The sequence below is a fragment of the Vibrio navarrensis genome (assembly GCF_000764325.1).
In the GTDB taxonomy this organism is placed as follows: Bacteria; Pseudomonadota; Gammaproteobacteria; order Enterobacterales; family Vibrionaceae; genus Vibrio; species Vibrio navarrensis.
The window spans coordinates 261,806-276,843 of sequence record NZ_JMCG01000002.1 but is presented as its reverse complement, the minus strand read 5'-3'; the positions used below and the strand labels follow the sequence as shown (position 1 = coordinate 276,843).

The window sequence follows — 15,038 nt, the reverse complement described above, 5'->3', positions numbered from 1 at the left end:
GTTTAGAAACTTGTATTTAAACGGCTTGATGCTTAGCATTGAGCCGTTTTTGTTTTTTAGGGATGCTGAAATGTTTTGGGTAAATGGTGTACCAAGTGAGATGGTTTCGCTTACCGACCGTTCATTTCAATATGGCGACGGATGCTTCACCACTATGTTGAGCCGGTATGGGCATATTGAGCACTGGCCTCTGCATATTGAACGTATGCAGGCGTGTCTAAGCGCATTGCATATTCCCATTCCCGACTGGTTACAAGTAAAACAGTGGCTAGACTTAGCGGTACTTGCCGATGAAAAGGCGGTGCTTAAACTGCATATTAGTCGAGGTCTTGGTGGGCGAGGGTACAGTTTTTCCGAGGTAACGCAGCCACTCGTGACGATCTCAAGTGCTTCCTATCCACCGCATTATGCCGCTTTACAACAAACAGGCTTGCAACTGGGGGTGTGTCAAACCCGTTTAGGTATTAATCCATTGCTTGCCGGGCACAAACATAACAACCGTTTGGAGCAGATTTTGTGTAAAGCGGAGATGGAAAAGCAAGGCTATCAAGACGGCGTCACCTTAAATGTGCAAAATCATGTTATTGAAACTACAATGGCCAATCTTTTTTGGCTCAAAGAGTCGGTTTTGTATACCAGTGATGTGTCGCAAAGTGGTGTGGCAGGTATTATGCGTCGTTTGATCCTCGCTCAAGCACAGCATGACGGCATGACAGTTAATGTGATTGATGCGCAGATAGCACAGTTACTTGATGCTGACGAAGTGTTTGTTTGTAACTCGTTGCTTGGTGTAGCGCCGGTGACTCGCATACAAGATCGCAATATGCCGATTGGTGAGATGACACGATACTTTCAAGGAATTTTCTGTTCGTGATTAAGAAGTTATTAGCCGTAATTATTGTTGCTGCCATCGTCATCGCGGTGGGTAGCCAGTATGTTTTATCGCAGATCAAGCAGTATGTGGAACTGCCAGTGAACATCGAACAAGCGCAAATTATCACAGTCCCAGTAGGCAGCGGATTTAGCCGTGCGCTGATCTTGCTTCAAGAGAAGCAATGGATAGGTGACACACCCTTTGCCCGTCTGCTACCGAAACTCTATCCTGAGTTGACGCAGATTAAAGCGGGCACCTATCAAATACGACCAGAGATGTCGCTCTATGATGTGTTGGTGCTCTTTAACGAAGGCAAGGAGCATCAGTTTAGTATCACTTTTGTGGAAGGAAGCCAGTTTAAAGAGTGGATTGAACAGATCGCCAATGAGCCGTACTTGATCCACAAGCTTGAGGGATTAAGTGAAGAGGAGATCGCCAAGCAGTTAGATGTGCCTTATACCAAGCTGGAAGGACTGTTTTTAGCCGAAACCTACCACTACACCATGGGAACATCGGATATTGAACTGTTAAAACGAGCGCATAGTAAACTGAATAAAATACTCGACAAGCATTGGCAGAGTCGTCAGGAGAAGTTGCCACTGCAATCCGCTTATGAAGCGCTTATTTTGGCTTCTATCATTGAAAAAGAGACGGCGATCGACGATGAACGCGAGCGAATTGCCTCAGTCTTTATCAATCGCTTGAATAAAGGTATGCGTTTACAAACCGATCCGACGGTGATTTATGGCTTGGGGGAACACTACGACGGGAATATCCGCAAGAAAGATCTTCGCACGCCGACACCGTACAATACTTATGTGATCAATGGCTTACCACCAACACCGATTGCGATGGCGGGTGAAGCCTCTATTCAAGCGGCATTAAACCCAGAAAAAAATAGCCACTACTTATACTTTGTTGCCAGTGGGAAAGGAGGACACGTTTTCTCGAAAACATTGGCAGAGCACAACAGCGCAGTACGTGCATATTTACGAGAATTAAGAAAAAAATAATGAACAAGACAAAATTTATCGTCGTAGAAGGATTAGAAGGCGCGGGGAAGAGTACCGCAATCAGTACCGTTTTGGATGTGCTTGGTCAGGCTGGTATTCAAGATGTCGTGCAGACTAGAGAACCCGGTGGAACCCCGTTAGCAGAAAAGTTACGTGCTTTGGTTAAAGAAGAACACTCAGGTGAGCATCTACACGATATGACCGAGTTGCTGCTGCTGTATGCGGCACGTGTGCAACTGGTGGAGAACGTGATCAAACCTGCTCTTGCCCAAGGGCAATGGGTGGTGGGGGATAGACATGATATGTCCTCACAAGCGTATCAGGGCGGCGGGCGTCAGATCTCTCCGCTATTGATGAAAAATCTGCGTGATACCGCGCTTGGTGAATTCAAACCAGATTTTACCATTTACATGGATATCGATCCCAAAGTGGGGCTTGAACGAGCTAGAGGGCGTGGGGAGCTTGATCGAATTGAGAAAATGGATATCAGCTTTTTCGAACGTACACGTCAACGTTATTTGCAGATTGCCCAAGCGGATCCATCAGTAGTGATTATCAATGCAGAACAAGCGATCGATGCGGTTGCGCAGGACATTCGCACCGTACTGCAAAAATGGTTAGTGGAAACACAGGATTGAGGATGGTACACGAGTATCCTTGGCTAGAAAATGTGTGGCGTGGGTTACAAGCGTCAATGGCAGCGCAGCGGCTACCTGGTGCGGTTTTGTTGCAAAGTGATGCCGATTTAGGCGTCGAAGTTTTAGTGGATGCGTTTGCTGCCGCTTTGCTGTGCAAAACCTACCCTGATCAAGCCTGCGGGTTTTGCCATAGCTGTGACTTGGTGAAGTCCAATAATCATCCCGATCTCCATCGTATTCTTCCCGAAAAGGAAGGAAAAGCAATTGGCGTCGAACAGATTCGCCATTGTAATCGCTTAACGCAGGAGTCGTCCCAGTTGGGAGGTTACCGACTTTTTATCATTGAACCTGCCGAAGCAATGAACGAGTCAGCCTCCAACGCGCTGTTGAAAACCTTGGAAGAATCGGGTGAGCAGTGCCTTTTTCTGTTGGTCAATCGGGATAAAAAGCGCTTGTTGCCAACGATTGTCAGCCGCTGTCAACAATGGACGGTAACGACGCCAGATCTCAATGCCGCGGTAGAATGGCTGCGTCAGCAGGGCGTGAAGGACGTTGCAAAAGACTTACTTAAACTCAGCCACTATTCACCACTGCAAGCCAAAGCGATGGCGCAAGCCGGAGGGGTTGCGGAGTATCAAAAATTAGAGGCGCTTTTTCTCAGTGTGCTGACCCAACCTTGGGGCGATATCACCGAGTTGGTTTCGTTAATACAAACGTCTTCGCAAAGAAATCTGACTTGGTTGTGGTATCTATTATCTGATGCGCAAAAAGCGGCATTTCGTTTAGACAGTCAAGATCTCTTGTTTGGCAGTCAAACATTGAGTCACTACCCACTTATCCGTTTGCATTCTGCTATGGAATCGCTCACGCAACTAATGCAACAATTGCGTACGTTTCCCGGCTTGAATGAAGAACTTCTTATTACCAACTGGATTATAGAAATCCGAGAGGCACTATGTTTGTAGACTCTCATTGTCATTTAGATAAGTTGAACTATGATGACCTGCATCTGGACATTGCAGATGTGATTAACAAAGCAAAACAAGTCAACGTCGACCAACTTCTCTCGGTGGGTGTGACTTTGGATTCTTTCCCCAAAATGCTTGAGATGATTGAGCCGTTTGACAATGTTCGTGCTTCGTGTGGTGTCCATCCGTTGGATGTCGAAAGCGATTTTTGTTTGGCTACGCTAAAAGAGTACGCCAGTCATCCGAAGGTTGTTGCCGTAGGGGAAACTGGGCTTGACTATCATTACCAACCTGAAACAGCTGCGCTGCAGCGCACTCGCTTTGAACAGCACGTAGAGCTTGCTGTAGAACTTAACAAGCCACTTATCATCCACACGAGACAGGCGAGAGAAGATACGCTGTCCATTTTGAAAAGTGGTGCAGCTGAGCAATGTGGGGGCGTTATTCACTGTTTTACTGAGGATATGCCTTTTGCTCAAGCCGCGATGGAACTGGGTTTTTACATTTCGATTTCAGGGATCGTTACGTTTCGACAAGCTACTGAATTGAAGGAAGTGGTCAAAAACCTACCATTAGACCGCTTGCTGATTGAAACCGATTCCCCTTATTTGGCTCCGGTTCCTCATCGAGGCAAGGAAAACCAACCTGCGTTTGTTGTCGAGGTTGCTGCATATATTGCCCAGCTTAAAGGCATCTCCTTAGCGGAGGTTGCGCAAAAAACGAGCCAAAATTATCGAGATCTTTTTTTGCGATAAAAATATAAAAACCGTTCAAAAAGAGAGCATTTGCTCTCTTTTTTTTCGTTATGTGTGTCGAAATAATCTAATGGCGCTTGTTAACGAAATGTGTTGATTGATTTTGCGACTATTCACCTAAATGTAATTTTGTTACTAAAAATAACATCGTAGCTCATTTTATTTACGCTATAAAATTAATTTTATTAATTACAAAATCATTTAAAAACAACAAGTTAATTTACTATTCATACCTATTGACAGACGTAAATGTGTGTGATCTAAGGCTTGTTTTGAAACTAAATTTCGTAACTTTGTAGAAAGTTTGAGTGGCATCAAGATATATTTAGAGGCGGAAAATATAATGACAAATGTGGTTACATTTTCATTGGGTGCTAACATTTAGGCTACGGGGGTGTGCCGTTAGAACCCAAAATACTAATAACTTAATCAGGAGCATAAACATGTTTAAAGACCTTTTTGCTAACCTGCAAAAAGTTGGTAAAGCTCTGATGCTACCAGTATCAGTTTTACCAGTTGCGGGTATTTTGCTTGGCGTAGGTGCTGCCAACTTCAGCTGGCTACCAGAGGTGGTTTCTCACCTAATGGAGCAAGCAGGTGGTTCAGTATTTGGTCAAATGGCACTACTATTTGCGGTAGGTGTGGCACTTGGCTTTACCAATAACGATGGTGTTTCAGGTCTATCGGCTATCGTTGGTTACGGAATCATGGTTGCAACGCTAAAAGTGATGGCAACCGTAATGGGTGCAGACAAAATCGACACGGGTGTCCTAGGTGGTATCCTTGCTGGTGGTGTGGCTGCTTGGGCATTCAACCGTTTCTACAAAATTCAACTTCCAGAATACCTAGGTTTCTTCGCTGGTAAACGTGCAGTGCCGATTATCACTGGTTTCCTATCTATTATTCTTGGCGTGATTTTGTCATTCATCTGGCCACCAATTGGTGCTGCAATTGCATCGTTCTCTGATTGGGCTGCGCATCAGAACCCAGTAACGGCATTTGGTATCTATGGCGTTGTTGAACGTTCTTTGATCCCATTCGGTCTACACCACATCTGGAACGTACCATTCTTCTATGAAGCGGGTACCTGTGTGAATGGTTCAGGTGAAACAGTACACGGCATCATGACCTGTTTCCTAACTGCTGATGACGCAACTCGTGCAGCGGGTAATGGTTTCGGTCAGCTAGCGGGTGGCTACCTGTTCAAGATGTTTGGTTTGCCAGCTGCGGCGTTTGCTATCGCTCACTGTGCTAAACCAGAAAACCGTGCGAAAGTAATGGGTATCATGGCGTCAGCAGCTCTGACTTCATTCCTAACCGGTATTACTGAGCCAATCGAGTTCTCATTCTTGTTCATCGCTCCAGTATTGTACGCAATCCACGCAGTGCTTGCTGGTCTGGCTTATGTGCTAACTAACTCACTGGGTGTTGTACACGGTCACACCTTCTCTAACGGTTTCATCGACTTCGTAGTTCAATCTCCACGTGCAGAAAACATGTTGCTGCTCGTTGGTTTGGGTGTTGCTTACGCAGTGCTGTACTACGTTGTGTTCACTTTCGTTATCCGTGCAATGGACCTGAAAACACCAGGCCGTGAAGATGAAACTGCAGACGCAACTGCAACATCAGGTACTGAATTAGCAGGTGAACTGGTTGCAGCCTTCGGTGGTAAAGCGAACATTACTAACCTAGATGCATGTATCACTCGTCTACGTGTGTCTGTTGCTGATACTGAAATCGTTGACCAAAACAAACTGAAAAAGCTAGGTGCGGCAGGCGTAGTTGTTGTATCAGGTGGCGTACAAGCTATCTTCGGTACTAAGTCTGACAACCTGAAAACTGAAATGGATGAGTGGATCCGTAACCACGGTTAATTTTCCATCGTCATGTGAAAAGGAGGCTTCGGCCTCCTTTTTTATTTTGCATCTTTTAGTGTTTATTTACCTGCTCACGTGAGTGGCTTTTGTTGTTATCACATTAGCTTTGCATTCCAGATTTTCTTAATTGAGTTATTCGCATAACCTGAGAAGTCGTGTTGTCCAGCGGTTTAAGGGGAAATGGCGTTCAGCGCTATTCTCCGACATTCATTCGGCTGAAACTCTTGAGTAAAGGTCGGTTTCTAGAAATCAGGCGCACAGTTTCAATGGTCGCGAACTGTTTCGTCTTTCCTTAAATATCTAACGTCCTCTGACTAAGCTTTCGGTATTCTAGACAGATTTCCTCTCAATTGGTTCGCTGTAAGGTCGAGTCTGATCATCCAGACGTTAATGACACGCTATCTGGGCTGACTTCAGACTATCGAGAATTTAGGCGGTAGAGGAGAAAAGCGAGTTGTTTCATTCGTTTCTGTTGGTCTAAACGTCGGTGGTATTTAACTGATGGAGTCGTGCTGTAAACAGGAGCAATGGCGGTGATTGAATTAGGATGATTATCACAATGTTTGGAACACGGAAGGCAATAAATGAAAGGCTAGAGTGATTAGTACTTAAATAAATGGTAGGTGCAAAAAAGCCGGCTCAAAAGAGCCGGCTGGAAAACAGATTGGATAGCGTTTACTTATCCATTGCGCGCTTAATGCAAATTGCCGCGCCGCCCCAGGTAATTCCTAGGCCAATAATCATCATGACGATCGCACCAGTTGTCATAATCATGCCTCCTTGCGATTGGTTAAGTTGATGGCAAAGCCAAAGATAAACAGAGCGCCGATCACGGCCCAACCCAGTGTCAGATCGTAGCCACCATAACCTTCCGTGAGTAGAGCCTGCAGCTTGGTTGCCAGAATCACCGCCAATACCGCTGGTGTGATGAACTTCAAGCAAACATCGAACCAAGTGCCGATGGTGAAGTCCGAAATATTGTTCACATAGCCACGGACGTCTGCCACTTTGTTAAGTAGCCATGCCATTAGCACAATCTCCACCAGACCACCGAACATGATGCCGACGTTATTAGCAAAGTGGTCAACTAAATCAAGTAGTAACAAGCCACCATTGGTTGCAAAGGCCATTGAAACCACCACACCAACACCCACTACAACGGTTGCCGCTTTTTTACGGCTCCAGTTAAGTTTGTCGATGATAGCGGACGTAACTGCTTCCATAATCGAGATGTGTGAGCTTAATCCAGCTACGGCAAGAGCGAAGAAGAACAGTGGGCCTAAGATATAAGGCGCAGGCAGTAGGTTGATCGCCGCTGGAAGCGTCACAAAGGCCAGTCCCACACCCGCAGAAACGACTTCGGTAAGTGGTTTGCCTTGTTCTTGCGCCATGTAACCAAGCACAGAGAAAATCATGATGCCTGCTAGGATAGAGAAACCACAGTTAATTAACACCGTCATAAAGGCATTATTTGTGATGTCTGATTTCTCTGGCAAATAACTTGAGTAAGCCAGCATAATGGCAAAGCCGATACTCAGGGTAAAGAAGATCTGTCCGTAAGCGGCTGCCCAAACTTTGACATCCCAAATTTTGCTAAAGTCAGGAGTAAACATATAGTTCACGCCATCTAAAGCGCCAGGTAGGAAAATCATGCGTCCAATCAGAATCAACACCATGATGAACAGAATAGGCATCATGATCTTGGAGGCACGCTCAATGCCGGATTTTACCCCGCCCACAATCGCTGCATAAGTGATTGCCCAAGCAATCAACATAGCAATCGCAATCTTCCACTGAATACTACCTAAGTTAGTGGGTGAGTTATCACCCAGACCAAGATACTCACTGAAGAAGAAAGCGTTCGTATCCGTTCCCCAACTTTGGGTGAAAGACATACCAAAGTAAGAAATTGTCCAACCAATTACAGCGACATAATAGACCGCAATCACGGCGGCAACACCAACTTGGAACCAACCCAGCCACTCAAACTTGGCATGGATTTTAGCGAGTGTTTTTGGCGCTGAGCCACGGTATTTTTGACCCATACTGAACTCAAGGATCATGAATGGAATGCCCGCGGTGATCATGGCAAAAAGGTAAGGAATAAAAAATGCGCCACCACCATTTTCATAGGCCATATACGGAAAACGCCAGATGTTTCCCAAACCTATCGCTGAACCTACAGCGGCTAAGATGAACCCCGCACGGGATCCCCATTGTTCTCGCTTCATATAAGACTCCTATACGACTCCCTGAGGAATGAAGCTTTTCTGCTCAAGTTTTTTGACTAGAGAAAGGAATAACGGTAATTCACAATCAACTTAGTAATTAACCTATTGATAACGTAATTCTTAGTGTATATGTCGTTATCGGCAGAAAAATCCAGAATAAAATGTTTAATTGTTGGATGTGTGTTTGCGAAATCTGAAATATTCAGCTGTCGCTTAAGCAGAAGACTAGCGATTTATCCGGTGCGGCGCAATAGATGACATTTGTTAATTTTGGCGATTTGTCTGGTTTATATCTTGTAACAAAGGGAGATGGCAGATCGATCGTGGCTGAGTATTGGTGGTGTGACAGACTATTATTCTGTAATTGAGCAAGTGTCTTGGAAGATAAACTGTTTTTGCCCACTAGGGTGTATGGCTAGTTTTTATACACCCTTGCAGCAGATATTGTTGTGCGGTTGTTAAAACTTGAAGGTCAATCCCAAGTTGGATTGCAACTGATTCATCCAGTCGGTTTCGAAACGAATAACGCAGTTCTGTCCAGCCTCTGATGAAGTACAAACACCCGATGTGTCATTATCGACCACAGTACCTAACCAGCGCAGTTGTGCAGTGAGTGCGAGATTGTCACTCACTTTATACTCGATACCGCCGAATATACTGGCTGAGAAGCCAAATTTTTTATCCGCCCAATCCACATCGGCATAGGAACTACCTAGCCCTAGTCCAAGATAGCCAGTGAACCCAGATTGGGATGGATAGTAAATACTGCTTTGGAAATGTAAGTAGTGAAAGCCGTATTGATTTTCGACACCTTGCAAATCTGATCCTTGGTAGGAATAGAAAAAGCCGACACGACCTTTCTCAAGTGGTGTTTCTAAGGCAACAGCATAGCTTGTCGAAGGATTGAGATCATAGCTTTTACCCGTATTATCTTCTACCGCACCACCTCCGATGAAACCGAGAAATGGTGTAATCATCACATTCGATGTTTGTGCCTGAACTTGCGTGGTGATCATCAAGCTGATAACAGCCAAAACGAGACTTCTACTTAGCATATAAACCCCTTTATCTCCAATTATTTAATTGTGATACTAGCTTCAAATTCGCGCTGGCATATTAGACAGTTCTTGAACATAATTCTTACAGCTGTTATTACTTTGTTACAGCATGGAGGTGCCTATGGAACACGATCTGAAAACAGCCCTAATCATCACAGCAACTGTGTTTGCGGTTCTACTCTCGTTTGGTTTTATTGCGATCGCTGCCGCTTAAAATCAGGTAACAGCGATGGCAATAAACAGTGGTATTGTCACGAACGGTTACATCAATCTGGATACGGAGCGTTTTGCGAAGTACCAGCATGGGAAAACCGCATTGGTCGCTCAAGGGGGCGGACAGAGAGGAATTTTCACCGCAGGTGTGCTGGACGCTTTTATTCTTGCCAATTTCGACCCTTTTGACGAGTTCTTTGGAACGTCTGCGGGGGCGTTAAACCTTTGCTCTTATCTATGTCGACAACACGGGCTCGGTAAAGCATTCATTACCGAATTGACGACGTCTCAAGAATTTTTCAATCTTTTCAGTTATATCAGGAACAAGCAGTACTTAGGGTTGGATTGGGCCTTGGATAAGATCTGCGCTTATCCTTACAAGCTTGACCTAGACCTAGGAGAAACGAGCTTGGCATATCGTCAAGCTTTTGCTTCTGTAACAGACACCAGCACGCTCACTGATAAGTACTTGCCGATCTTTGGGCCCAATTGGTATCAAACTATGCTGGCAACTTGTGCGATTCCTAAACTCTATTCCAATCCAGTGACGATTGGCGGGCGCGAATATGTGGATGGCGGTGTCTCAGCCTCCATTCCTGTTCAGGAAGCTTGGCGCCGTAACGCCAGAGCCATTATCGTGATTCGAACGGAGCCGTTTGTGTTGCCAGAAAAAGCGGATGTCAAGCAATCAGCCGCTGTGCAGAGAGAGGAAATTGAGTGGTTTCGCCGCTCTTTTGGCAGCGTGCAAGGTAAGTGGCAGAGTCGGCTCAATCGATGGAAAGACGACTGGAGTCATTTCTTCCAGCAGCAAATTGCCGCATCCCAAAGTGAAAAAGGAGAGCCTATTCGCTTGCTGAACGGAGGGCGTTGGTTGTTTGGTGCCGATAACATTTATCGTCTTAGCCATCTTATTGGCGACAACTTTGATTCAGGATTGGCGGATATGCTGATGGTGCACTATCAGACCTACACCTTAACGCGAGATTTTCTTGCCAAACCGCCAGATGACACCTTTGTGATTCAAATAACGCCGGATGGACCGTTACGTTCTTCGTCGTTGCTTAGCGATAAAAAAGATCTACTGGCGGATTATGAGTTAGGTGTACAAGCGGGAAATCGGTTTATTGCTCAGTACGAATCGCTGCGACAGGGGCGAGTGAGAGAAACTTTGCTTCGTTTAGATGAAAGCCAGTAATCACTGGCTTTCCCATCACTAAAGCAAAGCTTATTCGAACACAGGTAAGATGCGCATACAGTTGGTCGAGCCTTCTACATCCATAATGTCACCTTGGGTGATAATTACTAGGTCGCCAAATTCCAACAATTTTTTCTTTCTTAGCGTATTGAGTGCCGCAAGCGCAACATCGAAGCCTGTCTCCACTTTGGTATCAAAGAAAACGGGTGTGACACCGCGATAGAGCGAACAGCGATTGAGAGTGCGTTCGTTAGGCGATAGAGCAAAGATGGGCAGTAGAGAGTTAAGTCTAGATGTCATCAGCGCGGTGCGACCAGATTCCGTTAAGGTGACCATCGCTTTAACTCCCTCCATATGGTTGGCTGCATAAATGGTGGACATGGCAATGGTTTCTTCAGCGGTGGCGAACGATTTATCAATTCGGTAGTTTTGCGTACCTGCTTCAATCATCTTCTCTGCGCCGATGCACACTTCCGCCATGGAACGAACGGTCTCAACCGGGTATTTCCCCGCGGCGGTTTCGCCAGAGAGCATCACCGCATCGGTTCCATCGAGAACCGCGTTAGCGACGTCCATGACTTCGGCGCGTGTCGGCATGGGGTTTTCGATCATGGACTCCATCATTTGTGTCGCAGTAATCACCACGCGATTGAGTTCTTTGGCGCGGCGGATCAGCTTTTTCTGCACACCGATTAATTCAGGGTCGCCAATTTCAACCCCCAAATCGCCGCGAGCCACCATGATCACATCGGAAGCCATGATGATGTCATCGATATTTTCGTCATTCTTAACCGTTTCAGCCCGTTCCACTTTAGCCACCAGCTTGGCCTCTAATCCGGCATCCCGAGCGAGGCGTCTGGCGTAATTCATGTCTTCACCATTGCGAGGAAACGAGATGGCTAAGTAATCCACTTGGATTTCAGCGGCCGTTAGGATGTCTTGTTTGTCTTTTTCAGTGAGTGCGTCAGCCGATAAACCGCCGCCTTTTTTGTTGATGCCTTTGTTGTTGGAGAGCGGTCCGCCGACAATCACTTCGGTATGAACTCGATTTCCCTCGACGTTTAATACCTGCAATTGCACTCTGCCATCATCCAGCAGCAGAATATCATTTAGCCCAACATCTCTTGGTAAAGCTTTATAATCGAGACCGACCGAGTATTGATCCCCTTCGCCTTTGGGTAGGTCGCTGTCTAACGTAAATCGGTCGCCGACATTGAGTTCTATTTTGCCTTCTTTAAACGTCGATACACGAATTTTTGGGCCTTGCAAATCACCCAAAATCGCTACCTGTTTGCCTAATTTAGCCGCAATGGTGCGCACTTTTTCCGCACGTTGTTTGTGATCCTCTGTACTGCCGTGTGAGAAATTCATCCGCACTACGTTGGCTCCTGCGCGGATTATCTCTTCCAAATTATTACCTTTGTCAGTTGAAGGGCCTAATGTAGTGACAATTTTTGTTCTTCTAAGCTTGCTGGTCATAGAGACTCCAGGAATGTGTGTGACACTTTCTATTGAGAAGCGTGGTCGGTTTATGGCTGACTTTCCAGCGTTACAGGAAATTTTTCATTTAAAAATAAGTTATCCAAGAATAGATCTACCAGCGACTAATTTGTGGATATTTGATTGAATACACAAAGATTCATGTTTATACGTGATGCTTGTCACGGGGTTATATCAATTCACTTCACAATTACTTCGCAAAGTAAAAAAATTACCCAGTTATAGAATGTTGGAGTGCAAGATGTACATGGCTCAACCGGGCCATATTGATCATATCAAACAGATCAATGCTGGTCGTGTATATAAACTGATTGATCTCAAAGGGCCAATTTCCCGGATAGACTTATCCAAAGAAAGCCAACTGGCACCAGCGAGCATCACAAAAATCACCCGCGAGTTGATCGAAGCGCATCTTGTGCATGAAACAACAGTGCAGGAAGCGACCAGTCGTGGGCGCCCGGCGGTTGGGCTTCAGGTAAATAACGCCGGTTGGCAATTTCTCTCGATGCGGTTAGGCCGCGGCTATCTGACGATTGCACTCCACGAGTTGGGCGGCGAAGTGCTTATTGATACCAAAATCGATATTCATGAACGCGATCAAGAGGATGTGTTAGCCCGCCTTCTACACGAAATCGAAGAATTCTTTCAAACGTATGCAGAGCAGCTCGATCGCGTTACCAGTATCGCGATTACGCTACCTGGCTTGGTCAATTCTGAGCAAGGCATTGTGCTGCAAATGCCCCATTACAATGTTGAAAATCTCGCATTGGGCCCTGAAATCTATAAGGCCACCGGATTACCTGTTTTTATCGCTAATGACACCCGCGCTTGGGCGTTGGCCGAAAAGTTGTTTGGTCACTCGCAAGAAAATGAGAACTCCGTATTGATTTCGATTCACCACGGTCTTGGCGCTGGGATCATCCTAGACGGTCGAGTACTGCAAGGACGGCATGGCAACATTGGTGAGTTGGGTCATATTCAGATAGATCCCAACGGCCGTCAGTGCCATTGTGGAAACCGAGGCTGTTTAGAGACGGTGGCCAGTTCACAAGCCATACGCCAAGAGGTGTTTGAACGTATCGCTCAGGGAGAAGAATCCATTTTGTCTGGCATGGAAGAGATCACCATTGAGAGCGTTTGTGAAGCGGCGGCGAATGGCGATCCGCTGTGTGTCGCTGTGATTGAAAAACTTGGCCGCTATTTGGGCTCAGCGATTGCTATCGTCATTAACTTATTTAACCCAGAAAAAATTCTTATTGGCGGAGTCATTAACCAAGCCAAAGACGTACTGTATCCCTCGATTCGCCAATGTATTGAAGAGCAGAGCTTGCCCGTTTATCACCAAGATCTTGAGTTAGTCGAATCACGCTTTTATAAGCAGGCGACCATGCCCGGGGCAGCGTTAATTAAACAGGCGCTTTACGATGGTTTATTGCTGATGAAGGTCGTCGAAGGTTAACGACCCATTTTGGCCTGAATAAGCGTCAGGCCAATGCTGTTGTTATGAAATTTCAATTCTCTCGCATCTCGCTATTGCTCTTACGCCAGGTTTAGTGAGCTGCTTATCCCAAATCAGGCAAGTTGATTGCTATCTATTTTTCATTCATGTACTTTTGCTATGGCTTGCATTTTTTAGGCTATTTTTAATAGAGTTTTAACCCATTTAGGATGTTGTATGTCTGGAGTTTTAAATACTGTAGACCAGCGAACCAATCTGGTCGGCGAAAACCGTCTGGAGCTTTTGCTGTTCAGTTTGAATAGCCGTCAGTTATTTGCAATCAACGTGTTTAAAGTGAAAGAGGTGATGAAAGTGCCTCCTCTCACTAAACTGCCTGGCGCGCATTACAACATTCGCGGTGTTGCATCGTTGCGTGGTGAGCCTGTGCCTGTCATTGATCTTAGACGCTCTATCGGTTTTCCACCTTCGCAAATGGCTGGTCAAGAAGAAAACCTGATCATTACGGAGTATAACCGTACGGTACAAGGCTTCTTGGTAGGACAGGTACGCAACATTATTAACACCGCGTGGACCGAAATTCAGCCGCCGCCAAAAACGTCCGGACGCAGCAATTACCTCACCGCCATTACGCAAGTGAAAGAGGGCGACAAAACACAGATTGTCGAAATCATCGATGTGGAAAAAGTGTTGGCGGAAATTGTCGACTACGACGTGTCCATCTCAGAGGAAGTGCTTGATGAGAAACTGGTCAAAAACATGGTTGGGCGCAATGTGTTGGTTGTGGATGACTCTTCAACCGCGCGTAATCAGATCCGCGATACACTTTCGCAGCTCGGTCTGAATATTATTGAGTGCCGTGATGGCCTCGAAGCACTGAGATTATTGAAATCCTGGTGTGATGAAGGCAAGGACTTGACCAAAGAGTTACTGTTGATGATTACCGACGCCGAAATGCCGGAAATGGATGGCTATAAGCTGACACACGAAGTGCGAAGCGATCCAAGAATGGCCAAACTCTTCATCACCTTAAACACATCACTCAGTGGCAGTTTTAATGAAGCCATGGTGAAGAAAGTGGGTTGTGACCGCTTCATCTCCAAGTTCCAACCAGACTTGCTGGTGGAAGTCGCGCAAGACCGCTTGCGAGAAATCCTATAAGTGCCTCAGATTTGTTGCACATCACCAGAAAGGAAGCGAGCGCTTCCTTTTTTGATGCATGTTTCTTAGGTACAAAAAGAGTGTCTTCGCCGCGAGATA

General features: G+C 45.8%; 14 protein-coding genes. 10 read left to right on the top strand and 4 right to left on the bottom strand.

The features are described 5' to 3' along the window. Window positions 1-70 precede the first annotated feature (70 nt). From pabC to ptsG, 6 genes are all read left to right on the top strand, one after another. The gene (pabC, locus tag EA26_RS15585) at window positions 71-874 is read left to right on the top strand and encodes an aminodeoxychorismate lyase (protein WP_039429810.1); all 804 of its coding nucleotides are present in this window, start codon (window positions 71-73) and stop codon (window positions 872-874) included. Further along, window positions 871-1,887: an endolytic transglycosylase MltG gene (gene mltG, locus EA26_RS15580; protein WP_039429807.1), complete on the top strand. Its 1,017-nt coding sequence runs from the start codon at window positions 871-873 to the stop codon at window positions 1,885-1,887. The genes pabC and mltG overlap by 4 nt, the downstream gene beginning before the upstream one ends. Beyond that, a complete protein-coding gene (tmk, locus tag EA26_RS15575; RefSeq protein WP_039429805.1) occupies window positions 1,887-2,525 on the top strand; it encodes a dTMP kinase in 639 nt (212 codons plus the stop codon). The genes mltG and tmk overlap by 1 nt, the downstream gene beginning before the upstream one ends. A 2-nt stretch (window positions 2,526-2,527) precedes the next feature. Next, window positions 2,528-3,490 carry a DNA polymerase III subunit delta' gene (locus EA26_RS15570; RefSeq protein ID WP_039429803.1) on the top strand — a complete coding sequence of 321 codons (963 nt, stop codon included), beginning with the start codon at window positions 2,528-2,530 and terminating at the stop codon, window positions 3,488-3,490. Further along, the gene (locus EA26_RS15565; RefSeq protein WP_039429800.1) at window positions 3,481-4,248 is read left to right on the top strand and encodes a TatD family hydrolase; all 768 of its coding nucleotides are present in this window, start codon (window positions 3,481-3,483) and stop codon (window positions 4,246-4,248) included. Before EA26_RS15570 ends, EA26_RS15565 begins: the two co-directional genes overlap by 10 nt. A gap of 443 nt (window positions 4,249-4,691) precedes the next feature. Next, on the top strand, window positions 4,692-6,122 hold the full coding sequence (gene ptsG / locus EA26_RS15560) for a PTS glucose transporter subunit IIBC (protein WP_039429798.1): 1,431 nt from the start codon (window positions 4,692-4,694) through the stop codon (window positions 6,120-6,122). 678 nt (window positions 6,123-6,800) lie between these two features. Here the strand turns inward: ptsG and EA26_RS21785 are convergent. From EA26_RS21785 to EA26_RS15550, 3 genes are all read right to left on the bottom strand, one after another. Next, window positions 6,801-6,893, bottom strand: a complete 93-nt coding sequence (locus EA26_RS21785) for a MetS family NSS transporter small subunit (RefSeq protein WP_139046422.1) — start codon at window positions 6,891-6,893, stop codon at window positions 6,801-6,803. Window positions 6,894-6,895: 2 nt separating this feature from the next. Continuing rightward, a complete protein-coding gene (locus tag EA26_RS15555) occupies window positions 6,896-8,356 on the bottom strand; it encodes a sodium-dependent transporter (RefSeq protein WP_039429795.1) in 1,461 nt (486 codons plus the stop codon). 458 nt (window positions 8,357-8,814) lie between these two features. Further along, window positions 8,815-9,411, bottom strand: coding sequence for an outer membrane beta-barrel domain protein (locus tag EA26_RS15550; protein WP_039429793.1), 597 nt, complete (start codon window positions 9,409-9,411; stop codon window positions 8,815-8,817). 124 nt (window positions 9,412-9,535) lie between these two features. On the opposite strand from EA26_RS15550, the gene cydH reads away from it, so the two are divergent. Both cydH and EA26_RS15540 read left to right on the top strand, forming a co-directional pair. Further along, the gene (gene cydH / locus EA26_RS21780; RefSeq protein ID WP_139045625.1) at window positions 9,536-9,628 is read left to right on the top strand and encodes a cytochrome bd-I oxidase subunit CydH; all 93 of its coding nucleotides are present in this window, start codon (window positions 9,536-9,538) and stop codon (window positions 9,626-9,628) included. A 15-nt stretch (window positions 9,629-9,643) separates the two neighbouring features. Further along, window positions 9,644-10,822: a patatin-like phospholipase family protein gene (locus EA26_RS15540; protein WP_039429788.1), complete on the top strand. Its 1,179-nt coding sequence runs from the start codon at window positions 9,644-9,646 to the stop codon at window positions 10,820-10,822. A 30-nt stretch (window positions 10,823-10,852) separates the two neighbouring features. Here EA26_RS15540 and pyk read toward each other — a convergent pair whose 3' ends face one another. Further along, window positions 10,853-12,301, bottom strand: coding sequence for a pyruvate kinase (pyk, locus tag EA26_RS15535; protein WP_039429785.1), 1,449 nt, complete (start codon window positions 12,299-12,301; stop codon window positions 10,853-10,855). A gap of 262 nt (window positions 12,302-12,563) precedes the next feature. Here pyk and mlc point away from each other — a divergent pair, with 262 nt between their 5' ends. Together mlc and EA26_RS15525 are read left to right on the top strand one after the other, a co-directional pair. Next, window positions 12,564-13,781, top strand: a complete 1,218-nt coding sequence (gene mlc / locus EA26_RS15530) for a sugar metabolism global transcriptional regulator Mlc (protein WP_039429783.1) — start codon at window positions 12,564-12,566, stop codon at window positions 13,779-13,781. A gap of 216 nt (window positions 13,782-13,997) precedes the next feature. Beyond that, complete coding sequence (locus EA26_RS15525) at window positions 13,998-14,939, top strand: chemotaxis protein CheV (protein WP_039429780.1); 942 nt, start codon at window positions 13,998-14,000, stop codon at window positions 14,937-14,939. The last annotated feature ends 99 nt before the right edge of the window (window positions 14,940-15,038 follow it).

What these genes read in the sequence shown, in the direction of transcription:
- pabC (WP_039429810.1), top strand. Translation starts at nt 71, where the DNA reads ATGTTTTGGGTAAATGGTGTACCAAGTGAGATGGTTTCGCTTACCGAC.
- tmk (WP_039429805.1), top strand. Translation starts at nt 1,887, where the DNA reads ATGAACAAGACAAAATTTATCGTCGTAGAAGGATTAGAAGGCGCGGGG.
- EA26_RS15570 (WP_039429803.1), top strand. Translation starts at nt 2,528, where the DNA reads ATGGTACACGAGTATCCTTGGCTAGAAAATGTGTGGCGTGGGTTACAA.
- EA26_RS15565 (WP_039429800.1), top strand. Translation starts at nt 3,481, where the DNA reads ATGTTTGTAGACTCTCATTGTCATTTAGATAAGTTGAACTATGATGAC.
- ptsG (WP_039429798.1), top strand. Translation starts at nt 4,692, where the DNA reads ATGTTTAAAGACCTTTTTGCTAACCTGCAAAAAGTTGGTAAAGCTCTG.
- EA26_RS21785 (WP_139046422.1), bottom strand. Translation starts at nt 6,893, where the DNA reads ATGACAACTGGTGCGATCGTCATGATGATTATTGGCCTAGGAATTACC.
- EA26_RS15555 (WP_039429795.1), bottom strand. Translation starts at nt 8,356, where the DNA reads ATGAAGCGAGAACAATGGGGATCCCGTGCGGGGTTCATCTTAGCCGCT.
- EA26_RS15550 (WP_039429793.1), bottom strand. Translation starts at nt 9,411, where the DNA reads ATGCTAAGTAGAAGTCTCGTTTTGGCTGTTATCAGCTTGATGATCACC.
- cydH (WP_139045625.1), top strand. Translation starts at nt 9,536, where the DNA reads ATGGAACACGATCTGAAAACAGCCCTAATCATCACAGCAACTGTGTTT.
- EA26_RS15540 (WP_039429788.1), top strand. Translation starts at nt 9,644, where the DNA reads ATGGCAATAAACAGTGGTATTGTCACGAACGGTTACATCAATCTGGAT.
- pyk (WP_039429785.1), bottom strand. Translation starts at nt 12,301, where the DNA reads ATGACCAGCAAGCTTAGAAGAACAAAAATTGTCACTACATTAGGCCCT.
- mlc (WP_039429783.1), top strand. Translation starts at nt 12,564, where the DNA reads ATGTACATGGCTCAACCGGGCCATATTGATCATATCAAACAGATCAAT.
- EA26_RS15525 (WP_039429780.1), top strand. Translation starts at nt 13,998, where the DNA reads ATGTCTGGAGTTTTAAATACTGTAGACCAGCGAACCAATCTGGTCGGC.